The organism is Candidatus Methylomirabilota bacterium, from assembly GCA_035764725.1.
Classification (GTDB): Bacteria; Methylomirabilota; Methylomirabilia; order Rokubacteriales; family CSP1-6; genus DASRWT01.
Genome location: DASTYT010000019.1, coordinates 1 through 18,031, shown reverse-complemented (window position 1 = coordinate 18,031; position 18,031 = coordinate 1). Strand labels below are relative to the sequence as shown.

The 18,031-nt window shown below is 71.0% G+C and carries 16 protein-coding genes; 12 read left to right on the top strand and 4 right to left on the bottom strand.

From position 1 onward, the window contains the following. Position 1 precedes the first annotated feature (1 nt). Genes VFX14_02480 through VFX14_02470 form a run of 3 tightly spaced genes read right to left on the bottom strand, consistent with a single transcriptional unit; the run spans position 2 to position 2,883 of the window. Complete coding sequence (locus VFX14_02480) at positions 2-1,429, bottom strand: amidase (protein ID HEU5188535.1); 1,428 nt, start codon at positions 1,427-1,429, stop codon at positions 2-4. A gap of 22 nt (positions 1,430-1,451) precedes the next feature. Then, complete coding sequence (locus VFX14_02475; GenBank protein ID HEU5188534.1) at positions 1,452-2,423, bottom strand: 2-hydroxyacid dehydrogenase; 972 nt, start codon at positions 2,421-2,423, stop codon at positions 1,452-1,454. 25 nt (positions 2,424-2,448) lie between these two features. Beyond that, entirely contained in the window at positions 2,449-2,883 is a 435-nt protein-coding gene (locus VFX14_02470; GenBank protein ID HEU5188533.1) for a PaaI family thioesterase, read from the bottom strand. A gap of 77 nt (positions 2,884-2,960) precedes the next feature. Here VFX14_02470 and VFX14_02465 point away from each other — a divergent pair, with 77 nt between their 5' ends. From VFX14_02465 to VFX14_02415, 11 genes are all read left to right on the top strand, one after another. Then, a complete protein-coding gene (locus tag VFX14_02465; GenBank protein HEU5188532.1) occupies positions 2,961-3,338 on the top strand; it encodes a RidA family protein in 378 nt (125 codons plus the stop codon). Positions 3,339-3,357: 19 nt separating this feature from the next. Beyond that, positions 3,358-4,566: an MFS transporter gene (locus VFX14_02460; GenBank protein ID HEU5188531.1), complete on the top strand. Its 1,209-nt coding sequence runs from the start codon at positions 3,358-3,360 to the stop codon at positions 4,564-4,566. A 15-nt stretch (positions 4,567-4,581) separates the two neighbouring features. Next, a complete protein-coding gene (locus VFX14_02455) occupies positions 4,582-5,769 on the top strand; it encodes a M20 family metallopeptidase (GenBank protein ID HEU5188530.1) in 1,188 nt (395 codons plus the stop codon). 2 nt (positions 5,770-5,771) lie between these two features. Continuing rightward, positions 5,772-6,161 carry a Rid family detoxifying hydrolase gene (locus tag VFX14_02450; protein ID HEU5188529.1) on the top strand — a complete coding sequence of 130 codons (390 nt, stop codon included), beginning with the start codon at positions 5,772-5,774 and terminating at the stop codon, positions 6,159-6,161. A gap of 211 nt (positions 6,162-6,372) precedes the next feature. After that, positions 6,373-7,104, top strand: a complete 732-nt coding sequence (locus VFX14_02445) for a nuclease-related domain-containing protein (GenBank protein ID HEU5188528.1) — start codon at positions 6,373-6,375, stop codon at positions 7,102-7,104. A 118-nt stretch (positions 7,105-7,222) separates the two neighbouring features. Beyond that, the gene (locus tag VFX14_02440) at positions 7,223-7,921 is read left to right on the top strand and encodes an ABC transporter ATP-binding protein (protein ID HEU5188527.1); all 699 of its coding nucleotides are present in this window, start codon (positions 7,223-7,225) and stop codon (positions 7,919-7,921) included. Continuing rightward, positions 7,918-10,470, top strand: a complete 2,553-nt coding sequence (locus VFX14_02435; GenBank protein HEU5188526.1) for an ABC transporter permease — start codon at positions 7,918-7,920, stop codon at positions 10,468-10,470. Before VFX14_02440 ends, VFX14_02435 begins: the two co-directional genes overlap by 4 nt. After that, on the top strand, positions 10,463-11,704 hold the full coding sequence (locus VFX14_02430) for a lipocalin-like domain-containing protein (GenBank protein ID HEU5188525.1): 1,242 nt from the start codon (positions 10,463-10,465) through the stop codon (positions 11,702-11,704). The genes VFX14_02435 and VFX14_02430 overlap by 8 nt, the downstream gene beginning before the upstream one ends. A 17-nt stretch (positions 11,705-11,721) precedes the next feature. Further along, positions 11,722-12,501 (top strand): SDR family NAD(P)-dependent oxidoreductase, encoded by a 780-nt coding sequence (locus VFX14_02425; GenBank protein HEU5188524.1) that lies wholly within the window; start codon positions 11,722-11,724, stop codon positions 12,499-12,501. 4 nt (positions 12,502-12,505) lie between these two features. Continuing rightward, a complete protein-coding gene (locus tag VFX14_02420; GenBank protein ID HEU5188523.1) occupies positions 12,506-13,027 on the top strand; it encodes a PH domain-containing protein in 522 nt (173 codons plus the stop codon). Beyond that, positions 13,027-13,311 carry a putative quinol monooxygenase gene (locus tag VFX14_02415; GenBank protein HEU5188522.1) on the top strand — a complete coding sequence of 95 codons (285 nt, stop codon included), beginning with the start codon at positions 13,027-13,029 and terminating at the stop codon, positions 13,309-13,311. Before VFX14_02420 ends, VFX14_02415 begins: the two co-directional genes overlap by 1 nt. A gap of 31 nt (positions 13,312-13,342) precedes the next feature. Here VFX14_02415 and VFX14_02410 read toward each other — a convergent pair whose 3' ends face one another. Beyond that, the gene (locus VFX14_02410; GenBank protein ID HEU5188521.1) at positions 13,343-16,807 is read right to left on the bottom strand and encodes an adenylate/guanylate cyclase domain-containing protein; all 3,465 of its coding nucleotides are present in this window, start codon (positions 16,805-16,807) and stop codon (positions 13,343-13,345) included. Between the two features lie 341 nt (positions 16,808-17,148). On the opposite strand from VFX14_02410, the gene VFX14_02405 reads away from it, so the two are divergent. Next, positions 17,149-18,031 (top strand): outer membrane beta-barrel protein (locus VFX14_02405; protein ID HEU5188520.1); only part of this gene is annotated, 883 nt, incomplete at its 3' end.

Sequence of the window (18,031 nt, the reverse complement as noted above, 5' to 3'; positions counted from 1 at the left end):
GCTAGCGCGCGAGGGCCGGCACCCGATCGAACCAGGGCCTGGCCTTTTCAAGCTGCGAGGCCAGGCGGAACAGCGTGGCCTCGTCGCCGTAGCGGCCCACGAGCTGGGTGGCGAGCGGCAAGCCCTCCGCGCTGACGCGGAGGGGCAGCATCATGGCCGGCTGACCGCTGAGGTTGAACCACACCGTGAACGGCGACATGTGGAAGACGCGCCGCCAGTACTCCTGCACGTCGTCGAGCATCATGTCGATCCAGCCGAGCTTGGGCGGCAGCGTGGCGAGCCCCGGCGTGAGGAGCACGTCCCAGCGCATGTGGAACGCCGCCATCTGGCGCCCGAGCCGGTGGGCGACCTGGGTGGCCTTCACGTAGTCGGCGCCCGTCAGGCGCTCGCCGAGCCGGGCCGTGCCCGCCGTCACCTTCTCGACGTCACCTTCGCGCGGCGGCCGGCCGCTGGGATGGCTCGCGAGGTTCACCACGGTGTTGGCGGCGGCGAGGGTGAGGAAAGTGGGCACCACGGCGGCACCGTCGATCTCGGGATTGGCCTCCTCGACGGTGTGCCCGAGATCCGCGCAGAGTCGCACGGTGTCGGCGAGGGCTTGCAGGCTCTGGGGGTCCACCACGGCGCCGTTCGGCGTCCGGGTGGTGAAGGCGATGCGCAGCCGGCCCGCGTCGGCGCCGATTTCTCTGAGGAACGGCCGGCTGGCGGCGGGCGCCACGTAGGGATCGCCCGCGCCGGCGCCGGCGGTCGCGTCGAGCAGCGCGGCGCAGTCGCGCACGGAGAGCGTCACCGCGTGCTCCGTGGACAGGCCGCCCAGGCCTTCGCCGAGCCCCGGCGCCATGGTGTTCCGCGCCCGGGTGGGCTTGAGGCCCACGAGGCCGCAGCAGGCGGCGGGGGCGCGGATCGAGCCGAAGCCGTCGGAGGCGTGCGCGATCGGCAGCATGCGCGCGCCCACTGCGGCGGCGGCGCCCCCACTGCTGCCCCCGGAGATGCGCGTGGGATCCCACGGATTCTTGGTCGGGCCGTGGAGCACCGGCTCGCACGTGAGCGAGAGCCCGAGCTCGCAGGTGTTCGTGCGACCGAAGATCACGAGGCCGGCGCGCTTGAGCCGCTTGACGTGCTCGCTGTCCTCGGCGGCGGGGGGAGTGTCGGCGAAGAACTTCGACCCGCGCGTCATCGGCACGCCCGCGATCGACGCCGTGAGGTCCTTCATCAAGTACGGCACACCGCGGAAGGGCCCGTCGGGGAGCCCGTCCGCGATGGCCTTGCGTCCGTAGTCGTAGAGCTTCATCACCACCGCGTTGACGGTGGGATTGCGCGCCTCGACGCGCTCGATGGCCGCCTCGAGGAGCTCGGGCGGGGAGATCTTCCCCCACTTCACGAGCTCGGCGAGGCCGAGGGCGTCGTACTGCTCGTATTCGGGAAACGTCACGTGGTACCGGAGCTCCGGCCGGCTAGCGCAGCTCGGGAATGATCCACATCGCGCGGTCCCCGCGGGCCACACGCTGAATGTTGTCGAACGCGTTGCGGAAGGCCTTCGGCCAGTTCTCCCACGTCGGGCCCGCCATGTGCGGGGTGATCGTGATGTTGGGGGCGGTGTAGAGGGGATGGCCCGGCTTGCCCGGCTCCTCGACCATCACGTCGAGACCGGCGCCCGCGATCTGCCCGCTCACCAGCGCCTGGTTCAGCGCCGCCTCGTCCACCACCGGCCCGCGGCAGGTGTTGATCAGCACCGCGGAGGGCTTCATCAAGTTGAACTGGCGCGTGCTCATGAGGTTCTTCGTGGCGGCGTTCAGCGGCACGTGCAGGCTCACCACGTCGGCCTCGCGCAGCAGCTCGTCGAGGAGCACGAAGCGCACGCCGAGCGCGTTCTCCTGGTCCTCGGTGAGACGCACCACGTCGTAGTAGATCACCGGCATGTCGAAGCCGTGCGCTCGGCGCGCGACCTTCTTCCCGATAGTCCCGAGGCCCACGATGCCGAGGGTCTTTCCCTCCACCTCGTAGAGCCGGTTCTCGGCGAGATCGCCGATGCGCCACTTCCCCGCCACCACGTTCGCGTGCTGCCAGGCCAGGCGCTTGAGCACGCCGAGGATGAGGAGCCACGTGTGCTCGGCCACCGCGGTGGAGTTGGCGCCGCCGTTGTTGGCGACGGGGACGCCCGCCGCCTTGGCGGCGGCGATGTCGAGGCGGTCGTAGCCCGCGCTGATGAGCTGGATGAGCTTGAGCCTGGGCAAGGTCTTGTAGAAGTCCGGCCCCATGTCCCCGCGGGCGAATCCGATGAAGTACTCGGCGTCCTTGTGGGCCTCGAGCCCCCCGCCTACCGCGCGATCCACCACGGCCAGCTCGTACCCTTGCGGGACCATGGCGCGGCACGCGTCCATGATGTCCTTCGGCATCGGCGGGGAGAAGACGATCTTGGTGGCCACGGGGCGCTCCTTTCGGGATTCGAGCCTACGGGTTCGGGGCGAGGATCATGTACGTCGCGCGGCCCACCGCCACGGTGGTCCCGGCGGCGTCGGTGACGGCGGCCTCACCGAAGGCGATGCTGCGCCCGCGGCGGAGGATGCGGCCCTCGGCGACGACGTCGCCGCGCGCGGCGGACAGGAAGGACACGTTGAGGTCGAGCGTGCTCTGGCCCACGCCGCCCGCCGCGTCGGCGTGCATCGTGGACAGCGCGCCGCCCACCGCCATGTCGACGAGGGCGGAGAGCACGCCCCCGTGCACGGGGGCGCCGGCGGCGTTACGGAGCTCGTCGCGCGCGGGGACGCGCAGCCGCACCCAGCCCTCACGCGCGTCCTCGACCTGGACGCCGAGGGTGCGCCAGAAGAGATTCGACTGGGCGCGCTCGCGCACGCTCGCGAGCAGGTCTCCGGATGTCGATGGCATGTTAGGGTTGGGACGCAGCCAGCATCATCGGTCACCGCCGCCCGTTCGTCAAGGAGGACGCCCGTGGGTCATTCGGTATGAGCGTGATCGAGTTCTTCAATCCGCCCGAAGCACCGGCGCCGGGCGCCTTTTCTCGCGCCACGCGCGCGGCGGGCCTCGTCTTCGTCTCGGGCACCGGGGCGGGCAACGACATCGGCGGCACGCCGCGCGCGGGCACCGCCGCGCAGGAGACGCGCTGGGCGCTGGAGAACGTCTCGGCGATCCTGCGCGCGGCGGGCACCTCGCTGGAGCGCGTGGTGCAGGTGACGCTGCTCATCACCGATCCCGCCGACTACCACGCGATCAACGCGGAGTACGTGAAGCACTTTCCCCGCGGCCTTCCTGCCCGCCACACCGCGCGCTTCGGCGTGCCCACCACCGCCAAAGTCGCGTTCGCGTGCATCGCGCTCGCGTAGCGGGGCGGGCCGCGTCGTAGTGCGATTCCCGCAGGGGCTCCGCGCCCTCAATCACCCGGACTACCGGCGCTTCTACATCGGCCAGGTCGTCTCGCAGGTGGGTTCGTGGATGCAGTCGGTGGGACAGGCCTGGCTGGTCCTCCAGCTCACCGGCTCGCCGCTCAAGCTCGGCCTGATCGGCACGCTACAGTTTGCGCCGGTGCTGCTCTTCTCCGTGTTCACCGGCGCCCTCGCCGACCGGCTACCCAAGCGCCGCGTGCTCCTCGCCACCCAGATCGGCATCGCCTCGCTCGCGCTCACCCTGGGCCTGCTCGTGCGCTTCGGCCACGTGGAGTACTGGCACGTGTGCGTGCTCGCCACCATCCTCGGCTGCGTCAACACGCTGGACATGCCCACGCGGCAGTCCTTCGTGGCCGAGCTGGTGAGCAAGGACGACATCGTCAACGCGGTGGCGCTGAACTCCGCCGCCTTCAACACCGCGCGCATCGTCGGGCCGGTGGCGGCGGGGCTCCTCATCGCGCGCTTCGGGGTCTCCATCGCGTTCCTGCTGAACGCGCTGTCGTTCACCCTGGTGATCGCCGCGCTGATCCGCATGCGCACGGAGGGCCGGCCGCGGGAGACGCACGGCACCACCATGCTCGCCGACGTGGGCGAGGGCCTCCGCTATGCGTTTGAGGTCCGCTACATCCGCCTGCTCCTGCTCCTCCTCTTCGTGGTCAGCATCACCGTGTTCAACTTCTCCGTGTACGTGCCCCTCCTCGCCCGCACGGTGCTCCACGTGGACGCGGCCGGCTTCGGCTTCCTCATGGCGGCGGTGGGCGTGGGCGCGGTCACGGGCGCGCTCGCCCTCGGCAATCTCCGCCAGACTCAGCTCGCACTGCCCACCGTCCTCGCCTCCGGCTTCGTCGCTTGCGGCGGTTTGGTCGTCATGAGCACGGTGACGCGCTTCGCCGTCGCCATGCCCATGCTGTTCGTGATCGGCGTCTCCAGCATCATGCTGGTGGCCTCCTGCAACACCGCGCTCCAGCTCGCCGCCCCCGACAAGCTGCGCGGGCGGGTCATGAGCCTCTACACGCTGATCTTCGGCGGCTCCTTCCCCATCGGCTCCTTCCTCGTCGGCTGGATCTCCGAGCGCCGGGGCGTGTCGATCGCCTATCTCGCCGCGGGCATGTGCGGGCTTGCGGGGCTGGCCGTCATCACGGTCTGGTGGCGCTCCGATTCGGAGTAAGGTACGGTGGCCGGCATGACGACGACACGGCTCGCGTGGTCCGAGGAAGCGGGGCGGAAGGAAGATGGCATGATCGCGCTGCGGCGGGATTTCCACCGCCACCCGGAGCTGTCGTTCCAGGAGCAGCGCACCGCCGGCATCATCGCCGAGCGGCTGCACGCCGCCGGGCTCGAGGTGCGCACCGGCATCGCCGGCACCGGGGTGGTGGGCGTGCTGCGCGGAGACGCGCCCGGCCGCACGGTAGCGTGGCGTGCCGACACGGACGCGCTGCCGCTCACCGAGCTGCTGGAGGCGCCGTTCGCCTCCGGCACCCCGGGTGTCATGCACGCGTGCGGGCACGACGGCCACACCGCGATCGCCATCACGATGGCGGAGATCCTCGCCGCGCGGCGCCGCGAGATGCCGGGCACCGCGGTGTTCATTTTCCAGCCCGCGGAGGAGGTGCTGGGCGGCGCGCGGCCGATGATCCAGGCCGGCGTGCTCGAGAACCCGCGCGTGGACGAGGTCTACGGCCTCCACCTCACGACGCTTCAGCCCGCGGGCGTGGTGCAGGTGCGGCCCGGCCCCATCATGGCCTCCGCCGACGCCTTCACGGTGGAGGTGAAGGGGGCGGGCGGCCACGGGGCGATGCCGCACCTCTCCGTGGATCCCATCACCGCCGCCGCGAGCATCCTGCTCGGCATGCAGAGCCTGGTCGCGCGCGAAGTCCCGGCGCAGGACACCGCGGTGCTCACCGTGGGCCAGATCGTCTCCGGTACCAAGGGCAACATCATCCCCGACCGCGCGGTGATGAAGGGCACCATCCGGGCGTTCGAGCAGTCGATTCGCGACATGCTGATCCAGCGCCTGGGTGACTTCGTGACCCATCAGGCGCGGGCGTTCCGCGCGGAGGCGCGGCTCCTCATGGACGGGGGCTCGTGCCCCGCCGTGGTGAATCACGCGAAGGAGACCGACTTCGTGCATCGCTGCGCCGCCGCCGCGGTCGACGAGGCCGCGGTGGTCGAGGGCGGGCGGGTGATGGCCTCGGACGACATGAGCCTCTTCCTACGGGAGCGCCCGGGATGCTACTTCCGGGTCGGCATCGCGCCCACCCACGGCAAGCCCCGCCCGCACCACGCGCCCGAGTTCGAGATGAACGAGGCCGGCCTCGCGGTGGGACTGCGCACCGGGCTCGAGATCATGCGCGCGGCGATGGGCTCGTAGCGATGCTTGCGAAGACCACCGTCCGCACCGAGCACGCGCCTGCGCCCTTCGCGGGCGCGCCGTACTCGCAAGCCATCCGCGTGGGCGATCTCGTGTTCGTCTCGGGGCAGATCCCGCTCAAGCCGGGCGCCAGCCAGCTCGTGGGCCCGGGGATCGCGGAGCAGACCGAGCAGGTGTTCGCGAATCTCCGCGCCATCCTCGAGGCGGCGGGCAGCGGGCTCGATCGCTTGGTGAAGACCACGGTGTTCCTGAAGGACCTTGCCGATTTCCCGGCGATGAACGAGGTGTACAAGAAGCACGCGGGCAACACGCCGGCCGCCCGCTCGACGGTACAGGTGGCCGCGATCCCGGCCGGCGCGCTCGTCGAGATCGAGGCTATCGCCCACCTTTGAGTAAGTGTTGATCGCGCCGTGCGAATTTCGGCACGGCGCGCTGACGGGATTGGTCCCCCGTCGAAGGGGGGCACGAGGCGCTCCCGGGCCCCCCCGCCCGCTAACTGCCTGCGCGACAACGACATCGGGAGACGCCGCAACAAATGCGCCCTCCGCATCCTGCTGGCCCGGCCCGTGCAATCCAGAAGGGGACGAAGCAGGAGGACGTAGCGTGCACATCAAGCGGGCGAGCGGGGTACATCTGGCGCGGCGACAGCGCCATCAGCGGCTCGAGGCAGTGGGGTTCGCGGCCGGCGGACTGCTGGCTAGCGTGGCCGCCGGGCTCGCCGTGAATCCGTACGTGGGGCTCCTGACCGGGCTCGGCGTCGGCACGATGGCCGGGCCGGCGCTCGGCCGGTTGCGCAGCGTCCGCGCGGCGCGCGACGGCGCGACCGGCGTGGCCGCCCAGCTCCGTGGGCTGCCGGACGAGTACTTCCTCGTGGACGACGTCGCCGTGCCCGGACACCGCGGTCCGGTGGACCACGTCCTCATCGGGCCGTGCGGCGTGATGGTGATCGCAGCGAGGCGCTGGTCGGGGCGGATCCGCGTCGAGCGCGACCGGTGGACCGTCAACGGCCTCCCGCGCGTCGGCCTGTCCCGGGAGCTGTCCGACGCCGCCGCGTCGGTGAAGAACTTCCTCGTGCGCGCCCATCCCGAGCTCGCCGGCTCGCTGCTGCGCTGGGTGGAGACCGCGGTGGTGCTCACGCATCCCTCCTGCCGCGTCACCCTCGACCGGCCTTGGCATCCCGTGATGCGGTCCACCGCGCTGCGCGCCTTCCTCGAGGGCATGCCGCGTCGGGCCCGCTACACGAGCGCGCTGGGCGAGATCCTGGCGGGCGCCCTCTCGCGCGGCGACGGCGTCGTCGTGTCGCCGAGCGCTCGCATGATCTCCGCCGCCTCCTGACCTCCTAAGATCCGAGGGGATGCGCGGCCCCTCGCTCGCCGCGGGCCCCACCGCATGGCGAGGATCCAAAGGTGCGAGCTTCCGGCGCGGCCCGCCACGCTGCTACAATGACGGCCCCATGCTCCTCCCCGCGGTCGAGCTTCGCGGCCTCACCAAGCACTACCGCGAAGGCGACAGCGAGCGCACGGTGCTGCGCGACGTCAACGCCACGCTGTGGCTCGGCGAGATCGCGGTGTTCGTGGGGCGCAGCGGGTCGGGCAAGTCCACGCTGCTGAACCTCATCAGCGGAATCGATCGGCCCAGCACGGGCAGCGTGCTCGTCAACGGCACCGATCTCACCACGCTCGACGAGCGGGCGCGCACGCTGTTCCGGCGCGAGCACATCGGCTTCGTCTTCCAGTTCTTCAATCTCATCCCCCTCCTCACCGTGGAGGAGAATCTCCTCCTGCCCCTGGACCTCCTGGGCCGCGCCGACGCGCGCGGACGCGCCCGCGCCGCCGAGCTCCTGGACCGCGTGGGCCTCGCCGACCGCGCGCGCGCCTATCCGGACCGCCTCTCCGGCGGCGAGCAGCAGCGCGTCGCGGTCGCCCGCGCCCTCGTGCACGACCCCGCGCTGGTCCTCGCCGACGAGCCCACCGGCAATCTCGACGCCGAGACCGCCAAGGTGGTGGTGGAGCTGCTCGATCAGCTCGTGCGCGAGCTGGGGAAGACCGTGGTCATGGCCACCCACAGCGCCGAGGTCGTGGGCAGCGCCGACCGGGTGTTCCTCGTCCAGCACGGCCAGCTCGCGGAGCAGCGCGAGGGGATCGGTCGATGAGCCCGCTGCTCTGGCGGGCGAGCCGGCGCCACCTGGTGCGCCACCCCTGGCAGATCGGGCTGTCCGTGGTCGGCATCGCGCTCGGCGTCGCGGTGGCGCTCGCCGTCGGGCTTGCCACCGAGAGCGCGCGGCGCGCGTTCGAGCTGGCCACCGAGGCGGTGACCGGGCGCGCGACCCATCAGATCGTGGGCGGGCCCGGCGGGCTGCCCGAGGAGATCTATCGCACGATTCGCCTCGACCTCGCCGTGCCGCGCGCGGCGCCGGTGGTGGCGGCGGACGTGGCGCTCCCCGACCATCCCGGACGGGTGATGCAGCTGATGGGCGTGGATCCCTTCGCGGAGACGCCCTTCCGCCCGCATCTCGCGGGAGACGATCCGCTCGGTACGGTGTCCGCGCTGCTGACCCGTCCCGGGGCCATGCTCATGTCGGGCCCGGCCGCCCGAGAGCTGGGGCTTTCCCCCGGCGCCACGCTGGTCGTGCGCGTGCTGGGTGTGCGGCGCCCGCTCGTCCTCGTGGGCACGTTCGAGCCCGCCGATGCGCTCTCGACGCAGGCGCTCGAGAGCGTGCTCGTCACCGACATCGCCACCGCCCAGGAAGTCGCGGGCCTCCGCGGCCGCCTGTCGCGTATCGACCTCATGATCGGCTACCGCCCCGTCGATCGCGCGCTGCTCGAGCGCGTTCGCAAGGCGCTGCCGCCGGGGGTCGAGCTGGTCCCCGCGGGTGCGCAGGCCGGGGCGACCGCGTCGATGACGGCGGCCTTCACCCTGAATCTCCGCGCCCTCTCCCTGCTCGCCCTCGTGGTTGGGATGTTCCTCATCTACAACACGATGACCTTCTCGGTGGTGCAGCGCCGGACGCTGCTGGGCACCTTGCGCGCGCTCGGCGTGACGCGCGAGGAGGTCTTCGCCCTGGTCGCCCTCGAAGCGCTCATGATCGGGGCGGTGGGAACGCTCCTCGGCATCGGCCTCGGGCTCGGCCTCGCCCAGGGCCTGCTCCATCTCGTCACCCGGACCATCAACGATCTCTACTTCGCGCTGTCCGTTCGCGACGTGCATCTCACGCCCGTGGCGCTGCTGGAGGGCGTGGCGCTCGGGCTCGGCACCACGCTGATCGCCGCGCTCGCGCCCGCCCGCGAGGCCACGGGGATCCGGCCGCGCGAGGCGCTGCTGCGCTCCCGGCTGGAGGCGGCGAGCCGCCGGGCCGCCCCGCGTGCCGCGCTGGGCGGCGTAGCCCTCGGCGCGCTCGGCCTCCTCCTCCTGCTGGTGCCGAGCGGGCCGATATGGGGCTTCGCGGGACTCTTCGCCCTGCTCATGGGGACGGCGCTGGTGACGCCGCTGGCGGTGACGGTGATCCTGCTGGCCCTCGACGTGCCGATCGCCCACGCGGGTGGGCTGCTCGGCCGCATGGCCGCGCGCGGGATCACCGCCGCGCTGTCGCGCACCGGCGTGGCGATCGCCGCCCTCATGATCGCGGTCTCCGCCACCGTCGGCGTCGGCATCATGATCGCGAGCTTCCGCGAGGCGGTGGTCCGCTGGCTCGAGGGAACGCTGCGCGCCGACGTCTACGTCTCGCCGCCGAGCCTCATCGGCAGCCGGCCCGACTCGACGCTGGATCCCGCCCTGATCGAGCGCCTGGCGACGACGCCGGGTGTGGCCGCCGCCGGCACCGCCCGGGGGGTCACGGTGGCGAGCCCGCGCGGCCCGGTGCACGTCGTCGCCATCGGGGTGGCGGCGGGACAGCCGCCCGGCTTCACCTTCAAGCGAGGCCGGCCCGAGGCAGTATGGTCCGCCCTCGAGCGCGGCTGGGTGATCGTGTCGGAGCCATTCGCCTACCGGCATCGCGTGGGGGTGGAGGACGCGGTGCGGCTGCGCACCGACCACGGCGAGCAGCGGTTCCGCATCGCCGGCATCTTCTACGACTACGGGTCGAGCGCCGGCGTGGTCATGATGAGCCGCGCCACTTACGAGCGCCACTGGACGGACCGCGGGGTGTCGTCGGTGGCGCTCTACGCCGCGCCCGGCACGGATGTCCCGACGCTCATCGCGGCGCTGCGCGCACGCGCCGCCGAGGGGCCCGCCGGCGCCGAGGTGCTGATCCGCTCCAACCGCGCGCTCCGCGAGGCCTCGCTGGTGATCTTCGACCGCACCTTCGCGGTCACCCGGGTCCTGCGCCTCTTGATCGTGCTGGTCGCATTCGTGGGCGTGCTCTCGGCGCTCATGGCCCTCGAGCTCGAGCGCGTGCGCGAGATGGGGCTCGCGCGCGCGCTCGGCCTCACCCCCGGCCAGGTATGGGGCGTCGTCACCGCGCAGACCGGCCTCATCGGGCTGGTCGCGGGGCTCCTCGCCATGCCGGTGGGGGTGCTGCTGGCCGGCGTGCTCGTCTTCGTGATCAACCGGCGCTCGTTCGGGTGGACCATGCCCATCGACGTGCGCCCGGACATCCTGCTCCAGGGCCTGCTCCTCGCGGTGGTGGCGGCGGCGCTCGCCGGCGCGTACCCGGCGGCCCGCATGGCGCGCGCGGCGCCCGCGGAGGCCCTGCACGATGAGTGACCCATTCGACGAGCGTGACGCGTTCTCGCCGGCCGCCTCGAGATGGATGCGCTGGGCGGCCGCGCGCATCGCGGTGCTGGTCCTCTTCCTCGTGATCGGCGTGGTCGCGCTGCTGATGGTCACGGAGGGGCCGCGGTGGAATCCGGCGGGCCCGGTGCGCGCGCGGCTGTCCGTCGCGTCCGCGCTGTCCGCGCCGCCCGCCGAGGGCTTCGCGCGCGCGGAGGAGCCGCGCGCCTTCGTGTTCCCGCACGACCACGGGCCGCATCCCGAGTTCCGCACGGAGTGGTGGTACTGGACGGGCAACCTCGCCACCGCGTCGGGGCGGCATTTCGGCTTTCAGCTCACGTTCTTTCGCACCGCGCTGGCGCCCAAGGCGCCGCCGCGCGAGTCGGCGTGGGCGACCAACCAGGTCTACATGGCGCACTTCGCCCTCACCGACACGCGCAGCGAGCGCTTCCGAGCGTGGGCGCGCACCAGCCGCGGCGCCCTGGACCTCGCGGGCGCGACCACGGAGCCCCTCCGGGTCTGGGTGGGCGACTGGGAGGTGCGCGCGGAGGGGCCCGGGCCCCTGCCCATCCGCCTGCGCGCGGGCGAGGAGGACGTGAGCCTCGAGGTCTCGCTCGACAGCACCAAGCCGCCGGTGCTCCAGGGTGACCAGGGGCTCTCCCGCAAGGGCCCCGAGCCCGGCAACGCGTCCTACTACTACTCGCTCACCCGCATGCCCGTCCGCGGCGTCCTCCGGGTGCGCGGCGAGCGCCTCGACGTCGAGGGCCTCGCGTGGATGGACCGCGAGTGGAGCACGAGCGCGCTCGGCTCCGACCTCGCGGGCTGGGACTGGTTCGCCCTGAACCTCGACGACGGGCGCGATCTCATGTTCTATCAGCTCCGCCGAAAGGACGGCCGCGCGGCCCCGTGGAGCGCCGGCGTGCTCGTGGATGCCCGGGGGGGCACGCGCCCGCTCGCCGCGGGCGATGTGCGGGTGGAGCCGCGCGGCACGTGGCGGAGCCAGCGCACCGGGATCGGCTATCCTTCGGGCTGGCGACTCACCGATCTCCGCGGCGGGCTCAGGCTGGAGATCGAGCCGCGACTCGCCGATCAGGAGCTGGACGTGGGGGCACGATACTGGGAGGGCGCGGTGCAGGCGCACGGGCTCGAGGGCACACGGACTGTGCTCGGCACTGGCTATGTCGAGCTGGTCGGCTACGACGACCGGCTGCCCGCGACGAAGCGATGATGATGGAAAGGAGAGCGATGAGCCATCGCGGCTTCGATCTCACCGGCAAGGTGGCGCTCGTCACCGGCGGCAACAGCGGCATCGGCCTCGGCATGGCCGAGGCTCTTGCCCAGGCGGGCGCGAGCGTGTGCGTATGGGGCACCAACCAGGAAAAGAACGCGGCGGCGACGGCGCGCCTCGACAAGCACGGTGGCCGGACCCTCGCGCTCCGCTGCGACGTGGCGGACGAGGCCGCCGTGGACGAGGCGTTCGCGGAGACGGTGAAGGCGCTCGGCCGTGTCGACGCGTGCTTCGTCAACGCCGGGGTGAGCGGGCGGGGCGGCGGCGGGGGCGGCTTCGCCAACATGACCACCGCGGAGTGGCGCCGGGTCATGGGCGTGAACCTCGACGGCGCGTTCTTCACCCTGCGGGCGGCGGCGCGGCACATGGTCGAGCGGGGCGGGGGCGGCTCGCTCGCCGTCACTTCCAGCCTCTCCGCGATCATGGGGGCGCCGCGCAGCCAGCACTACGCGGCCACCAAGGGCGCGGTGATCTCGCTGATGCGCGCGCTCGCCGTCGAGCTGGCCCGCCACAAGATCCGGGTCAACGCGATCGTACCGGGGTGGATCGACACCCCGATGACCGAGCAGGCGCTGCACGGAGAGGCCTTCACCCAGAAGGTACTGCCCCGGGTGCCTTTGCGGCGGTGGGGCGTCGGCGACGATTTCGGCGGCATCGCGGTGTACCTTGCCAGCGACCTGTCCGCGTATCACACCGGGGACACATTGGTGATCGACGGCGGCTACGTGCTCTTCTGAGCCGATGGGCTACGTCGAGCGCCACCTCCTGCGGGGCGAGCGCGTCCTCTACAAGACGCGGCTGCACTGGATCCTCTTCCTCCGCCCGGCGCTTCTCGTGCTCCTCGGAGTGGCGCTGGGGATCGCCCTCTACAGATCGGTCCCGGAGCCGCGGTGGCTCTGGCTGATCGGGCCCGCCATCGTCCTCGTGGGCCTCGGGTTCGGGCTCATTCACTGGGTGGAGCTGATGACGAGCGAGTTCGCGGTGACCTCGACCCGCGTCATCTTCAAGGTCGGGCTCGTCGCCCGCTACACCACTGAGCTGCTGCTCGCCAAGGTGGAGTCGATCGGCGTGGAGCAGGGGCTGGCCGGGCGGCTCGTCAACTACGGGGACATCACCGTCATCGGCACCGGCGGCACGCACGAGGTGTTTCGGCGCGTGCGCGATCCGGTCGGCTTCAGGAACCACGTCCAGCAGGCGTCCATCGACCACGGTGCCCCCGACGGCACCCCAGGGGCCGCGCGCGGCCCGGAACGGAGAGCGTGATGCTCGGCGTCGTCGCGACGATCAAGGTGAAGGCCGGGATGGAGAAGGAGTTCGAGGCGGTGGCGAAGGAGCTGGTGGCCAAGGTCAACGCGAACGAGCCGGGCTGCAAGCTCTACGCGCTGCACCGGAACGAGGCGGCGGGGACCTACGTATTCATGGAGCGCTACACCGACCAGGCGGCGGTGGAGGCCCACCGGGGCACCGACTACTTCAAGGCGCTCGGCCGGAAGATGGGCGAGTACATGGACGGTCGCGCCGACGTGGTGCGGCTCACGGAGATTTAGAGCTTTCCGCCTCAAGACTCCTGCGCCAAGCTCACGTGATCGGCCGCGCGAGCGCATCCCGGGCTCGTGCCTGGTCGAGGCGGTCCCCGATCTCGGCGAAGAGACGCTCGGCGTGCTCGACGTCCTCCGAGGCACCAGTACGGCGGCCCCGCTCCAGGTGGATGAGGCCTACCTCGTAGCGCGCCCCCAGCCGGTGAGCCGCGTCCAGGGCTCGTCGCCACCATCGCCTCGCCCGTTGTGGCCGGCCCCGTAACCAGTGGTAGGTTCCCCAGTGCCGGCACGCTCCGGGCAGCCCGTCGGCAAAGCGTCTTCCTTCTGCGAGGGCCTGTCTACATGCCGCCCGGGCGGCCTTGAGCACCGCATCTCCCGCGCTCTTCCCGTCGCGGTCGACGGCCGCCAGCCTCGCCGCGGCCAGGCTGTTCAGTGGAACCGTGATATAGGGCCCGCTCAACGTGTGCTTGGCGATCACGGTTGCGTTCTCCTCGGCCACCCGCAGGGCCCGATCGAGATCCCCCATGTGCAGGAGACACTCGACCAGCGCGGCGCGCGCCCACGTCACCGAGGAAAGGTCGGGTACCGTTTCGAAGAGCTCGATCGCCCGCTCCAGCAGCGGCGTGGCCGACTCGGGGCTTGCGTCATGATGGAGCGCCAGGAGGCCGCCATCCGCAAGCCCGAGAGCGAGGGTCTGACGATCGCCCGACGCCTCACCGACCTGGATCACCTGCTCCGTGAGCTCGCGGCTCTCCTCGAGTTCACCGCGCAGGAAGAGGAGCCAGCCGGCCGAGACGGTCGCCAACCCCCAGCCGCGGAGTTCGCCGGCGCTCCGGTACATCTCGGCGGCGGCTCGGTAGTAGCGGATTCCCTCGTCCCAGCGTCCGGAGACCCAGCCGTGCACGCCCCGGCCGAAGTGGGCATAGGCCACGGCGATCGGGTGCCCGTGCTGTGCGGCGATCCGTTGAGCTCGACGGTGGTAGTTGCCCCCGATGCGCGACACTCCGGCGAAGTCGCACATGATGCCGATGCCGGCGGCACCGAGGGCGGCGTCGAGCGGCAGCCCATGCCGCTCGGCGAGGTTCAGCAAGAGGAGCGTATCGAGCGCCACGCGCTTGTCGGCACGGAAGTAGTCCATCCAGCCCAGCATCTCGTAGATGCGGATGCACTCACGCGCTGTCGAGTCATCCGTGCTGGCCGGAGCGCGCCACCACACTTCTGGGAGCAAGCGGTGCAGGACCTGGGTGGCGACGCTCCGGGTGATTGCCCAGCCGACCGCCTGGGGTGACGCGGGGAGGGGGCGTTCGCCGAGGTTGACGAGGGCCCATCCCAGGTACTCGGCGGCCCGTGCGTGCTCCCCGCGCCGGAAAAGTGCCTGACCAATCTTGCGCTCCAAGCCCGCCCGCTGGCGCGGCTCCCATCGATCTCCGAAGCGGCGCTCATACGCACGGAACGCGCCGGTGTAGTGCTCGAGCGCCTCGGCGTCAGCGGCGACTGCCGCCGCCTGGTCCCCCGCGCGCACCAGGAACTCGTGCGCCTTCTCCCACTGCTCGGCGCGCGTGTAATGGTAGGCGAGGACGCCCGAAAATTCATCGAGCCGATCGGGGAAGAGCCGCTCGACGCAGACCGCCACGGCCCCGTGCAGACGGCGGCGCTGCTCGAAAAGCATGCTCTCGTAGGCGGCCTCCTGGACGAGTGCGTGCTTGAAGATGTAGGTCAGCTCCGGCAAGCTCGCCGCCTCGCGGATCAGCTCCACCCGCACCAGTTCCCTTAGATGTCGGTCCACCGCGTCACGTGCCTCCGCCACGGCCTGCACGAGACGGTAGAGGAAGCTGCGGCCGATCACGGAGGCCGTCTTCAGGAGCTGCTTTACGCTCTCATCGAGACGGTCCACTCTCGCCATGACGAGCCCTTGGATGGTGTCGGGGATGCTGATAGGCTCGGCACGGTCGGTGGCGCGCCAGCCGCCGAGGGCCTCATCGCGCGTCAGGGCCCCGAGGTCGATCATCGCGTGGATCACTTCCTCCACGAAGAACGGGTTGCCGTCGGCCTTTCGGAGTATGTCGTCGGTCAGATGCGGTGCGAGCTCGCCGTGCCCCATCAGGTGCGCGATCAGCTCCCGCGCGTCGCGCGGCGCGAGAGACGTCAGGCGGATCTCGGTGTAGGCTCCGACGAACCGCCCACGGGCCGTCACGGCCAGCCGCTCCGCGAGGCCTTCTGGATCGACGCGTGCCTTCCAGCAGACCAGCAACGGCACCTGGGCCGTCAAGGGCAGCAGGTGCTCGAGAAGCTCGGCCGACGAGCCGTCGAGCCACTGAATATCATCCAGGACGAGCACCAGTGGTCGCTCGCTCGCCAGGCGCTCGAAGAGCCTATGCACGCTCAAGACGATCTGGCGGCCTAGCGCCTCGGCGTCTAGAAAGCGCACACGCTCGGACGCCGTCTCTGGGACGAGGACGCCGAGCAAGGTGGCAAGGTACGGCAGGACGTCATCGCGTTCCGCGCCGAACAGGTCGTCGACCGCCTCGGTCAGCCTCCGCCACACGTCGGCCTCCGCCGCGTCCTCACCGACGCCAAGCCAGCCTCGGATCACCTGGAGAAACGGCCAGTAGCTGATGCCCTGGGTGAAGGACAGCGAATGTCCCTCCAGCCACAGGGCTCGTCCTTCCATCGCGTGCCGGCGCGCCTCGGCCACCAGCCGTGACTTGCCGACACCGGCCTCCCCCAGCACCCCCACGATGCCGCCCGTCCCCGCGTCCAGCGCGTCCAGCTTCTGAAGCAGTGAGCCGAGCTCGCGATCCCGACCGACCATCGGCGCAGTGGTTGGCCGCCGCGAAAGGCCTTCCGGAAACGTCCGCGCGTGCAGCGCCCGGTAAACTCGAACGGGCTGCGAGCGCCCCTTGACCGTCCGGGGGCCGACGTGATCGCACGCCACGTGCCGCTCCACCGGGTGGTGTGTGGACTCCGTCATGAGGATTTCTCCCGGCGCGGCGATCTGCTGCATGCGTGCGGCCAGGTTCGTGGTGTCCCCCACGGCCGTGTAGTCCATCCGTAGGTTATCCCCGATGGAGGCCACCACCACCAGGCCGGTGTTGAGTCCAATGCGAATGGGCAGGTCGCGCACCCCGAACCGCTCGGCATTCGCCGCGGGGTCGGCGAGAGCATGGCGGATGCCGAGGGCGGCGAGCACGCCGCGGCGGGCATGGTCCTCGTAAGCGATGGGAGCGCCGAAGAGGGCCATGAAGCCGTCGCCGAGGAACTGGTTGACGGTGCCCTCGTAACGGTGCACTTCCCGGAGCACGAGCTCGAAGAAGCGTTCCACCAGTTGGTGCATCGCGTCGGGGCCAATGCGTGCGGAGAGCTCCGTCGAATCCACGAGGTCGCAGAAGAGAACGGTCACCGTCTTGCGCTCACCCTCGAGCGCGCTGCGCGAGGTGAGAATCTTGTCGGCCAGGTGACGCGGCGTGTAGCCCCGAGGGTTAGCAAAGCGGGCCGGGGGCCCCATGGCGCCGAGCGCCCGGCCGCAGCGACGGCAGAAGGCGTCATTGGGAGCGGCGGGCGTGCCGCAGTCCGGGCAAGCGGCTACCCGGGCCCCGCACCGGGGGCAGAAATCCGCGTCGGCGGGCGCTTCCTGTTGGCAGCGTGGGCAGCGCATGAGCTACCGCCGCCAGGGCCGGGCGGCTGACTCAGAATACTAGCGGTCGCCGGCGCCCGGCGTCAAGGCGGAGGCCCCAAGTCGAGGTCTCCGGAGGCGAGCGATGATTGACTACAATCACTCCGTCTGGCATATTCGCTCGCCACGCGAGAACGTTCGTTCCCTTCCCTATCGGACCACGGGAGTAGCCAGTGGCGTGGAGGAAGCCTTTCAGGCGTGGACGCTATGCGCTGGCGCTCGGTAGTTTGGCATTCGTTGCGCTGGCGACGGCTGAATCTTGCTCCGCCGGCGACCTCAGCGACGAGGCCTTCGGCCTGAGGCTAGGCTTGACGCTGGACCGCGCGTCCACCTTCACGGACGTCATCGCGTTGTCAGCCTCCACCGCGTACCCCTACCTGTCGTCGGTGAATCCTGCGGCGGGCGATTTCCTGCGAGAGTTCCCCAACGAGTTCCGGTTCATCGGGACCCTCACCGGGGCCTATGTCGCGTTCAACAACGGTAGCTCGATCACCGCCGGTGCCGCGAGTGCAACCTACCGACTCCCTTCCGCCGGCACCTTTCTCGCGTCCTACACGCGTATCGACTCACAGGACGTCGAAGGTCATCAGGATGACCATTTCACCCTGAGATCGAACGAGCTGCGCTTGACGTACAGCCACCGCGTCGAGCAGTGGATCGCTGTCGGGGGGTCGGTTCGTCTCAGCGAGTCGCGGGTGAGTATGTCGAGCCTCTTCGCTGATTTTCCCCTCCATACCAGCACGGAGTCCCTCGGCATTGAAGGCAACCTCGGTGTGCTCGTGGCGTTGCATCGGCACTGGCTCCTGGGGGTGTTCGCGGGGCTTGGCTGGGCCCGTGGGGAGACGACCGGCTTCTTGGACCTTCCGCCGCCCCCATTTGGGCCGGGCCTCAGCACCATCGATTTCACGGACAATACGCGCTCGCTGAACATTCGCGCGGGCCTCGGCTGGCGCCCATCCGATAAGTTCAGTGCCTACGCCGATTGGCAATACCTCCGCCTCAAGAACGTCCGGATCGGCTCGAGTGACGATAGCGTGGATGTCGGTCGCATGTTCG

Bases quoted from the DNA above. Each gene is read 5' to 3' on its own strand.
- VFX14_02470 (HEU5188533.1), bottom strand. From the start codon at position 2,883: ATGCCATCGACATCCGGAGACCTGCTCGCGAGCGTGCGCGAGCGCGCC.
- VFX14_02465 (HEU5188532.1), top strand. From the start codon at position 2,961: ATGAGCGTGATCGAGTTCTTCAATCCGCCCGAAGCACCGGCGCCGGGC.
- VFX14_02455 (HEU5188530.1), top strand. From the start codon at position 4,582: ATGACGACGACACGGCTCGCGTGGTCCGAGGAAGCGGGGCGGAAGGAA.
- VFX14_02450 (HEU5188529.1), top strand. From the start codon at position 5,772: ATGCTTGCGAAGACCACCGTCCGCACCGAGCACGCGCCTGCGCCCTTC.
- VFX14_02440 (HEU5188527.1), top strand. From the start codon at position 7,223: ATGCTCCTCCCCGCGGTCGAGCTTCGCGGCCTCACCAAGCACTACCGC.
- VFX14_02435 (HEU5188526.1), top strand. From the start codon at position 7,918: ATGAGCCCGCTGCTCTGGCGGGCGAGCCGGCGCCACCTGGTGCGCCAC.
- VFX14_02430 (HEU5188525.1), top strand. From the start codon at position 10,463: ATGAGTGACCCATTCGACGAGCGTGACGCGTTCTCGCCGGCCGCCTCG.
- VFX14_02425 (HEU5188524.1), top strand. From the start codon at position 11,722: ATGAGCCATCGCGGCTTCGATCTCACCGGCAAGGTGGCGCTCGTCACC.
- VFX14_02420 (HEU5188523.1), top strand. From the start codon at position 12,506: ATGGGCTACGTCGAGCGCCACCTCCTGCGGGGCGAGCGCGTCCTCTAC.
- VFX14_02415 (HEU5188522.1), top strand. From the start codon at position 13,027: ATGCTCGGCGTCGTCGCGACGATCAAGGTGAAGGCCGGGATGGAGAAG.
- VFX14_02410 (HEU5188521.1), bottom strand. From the start codon at position 16,807: ATGGGGCCCCCGGCCCGCTTTGCTAACCCTCGGGGCTACACGCCGCGT.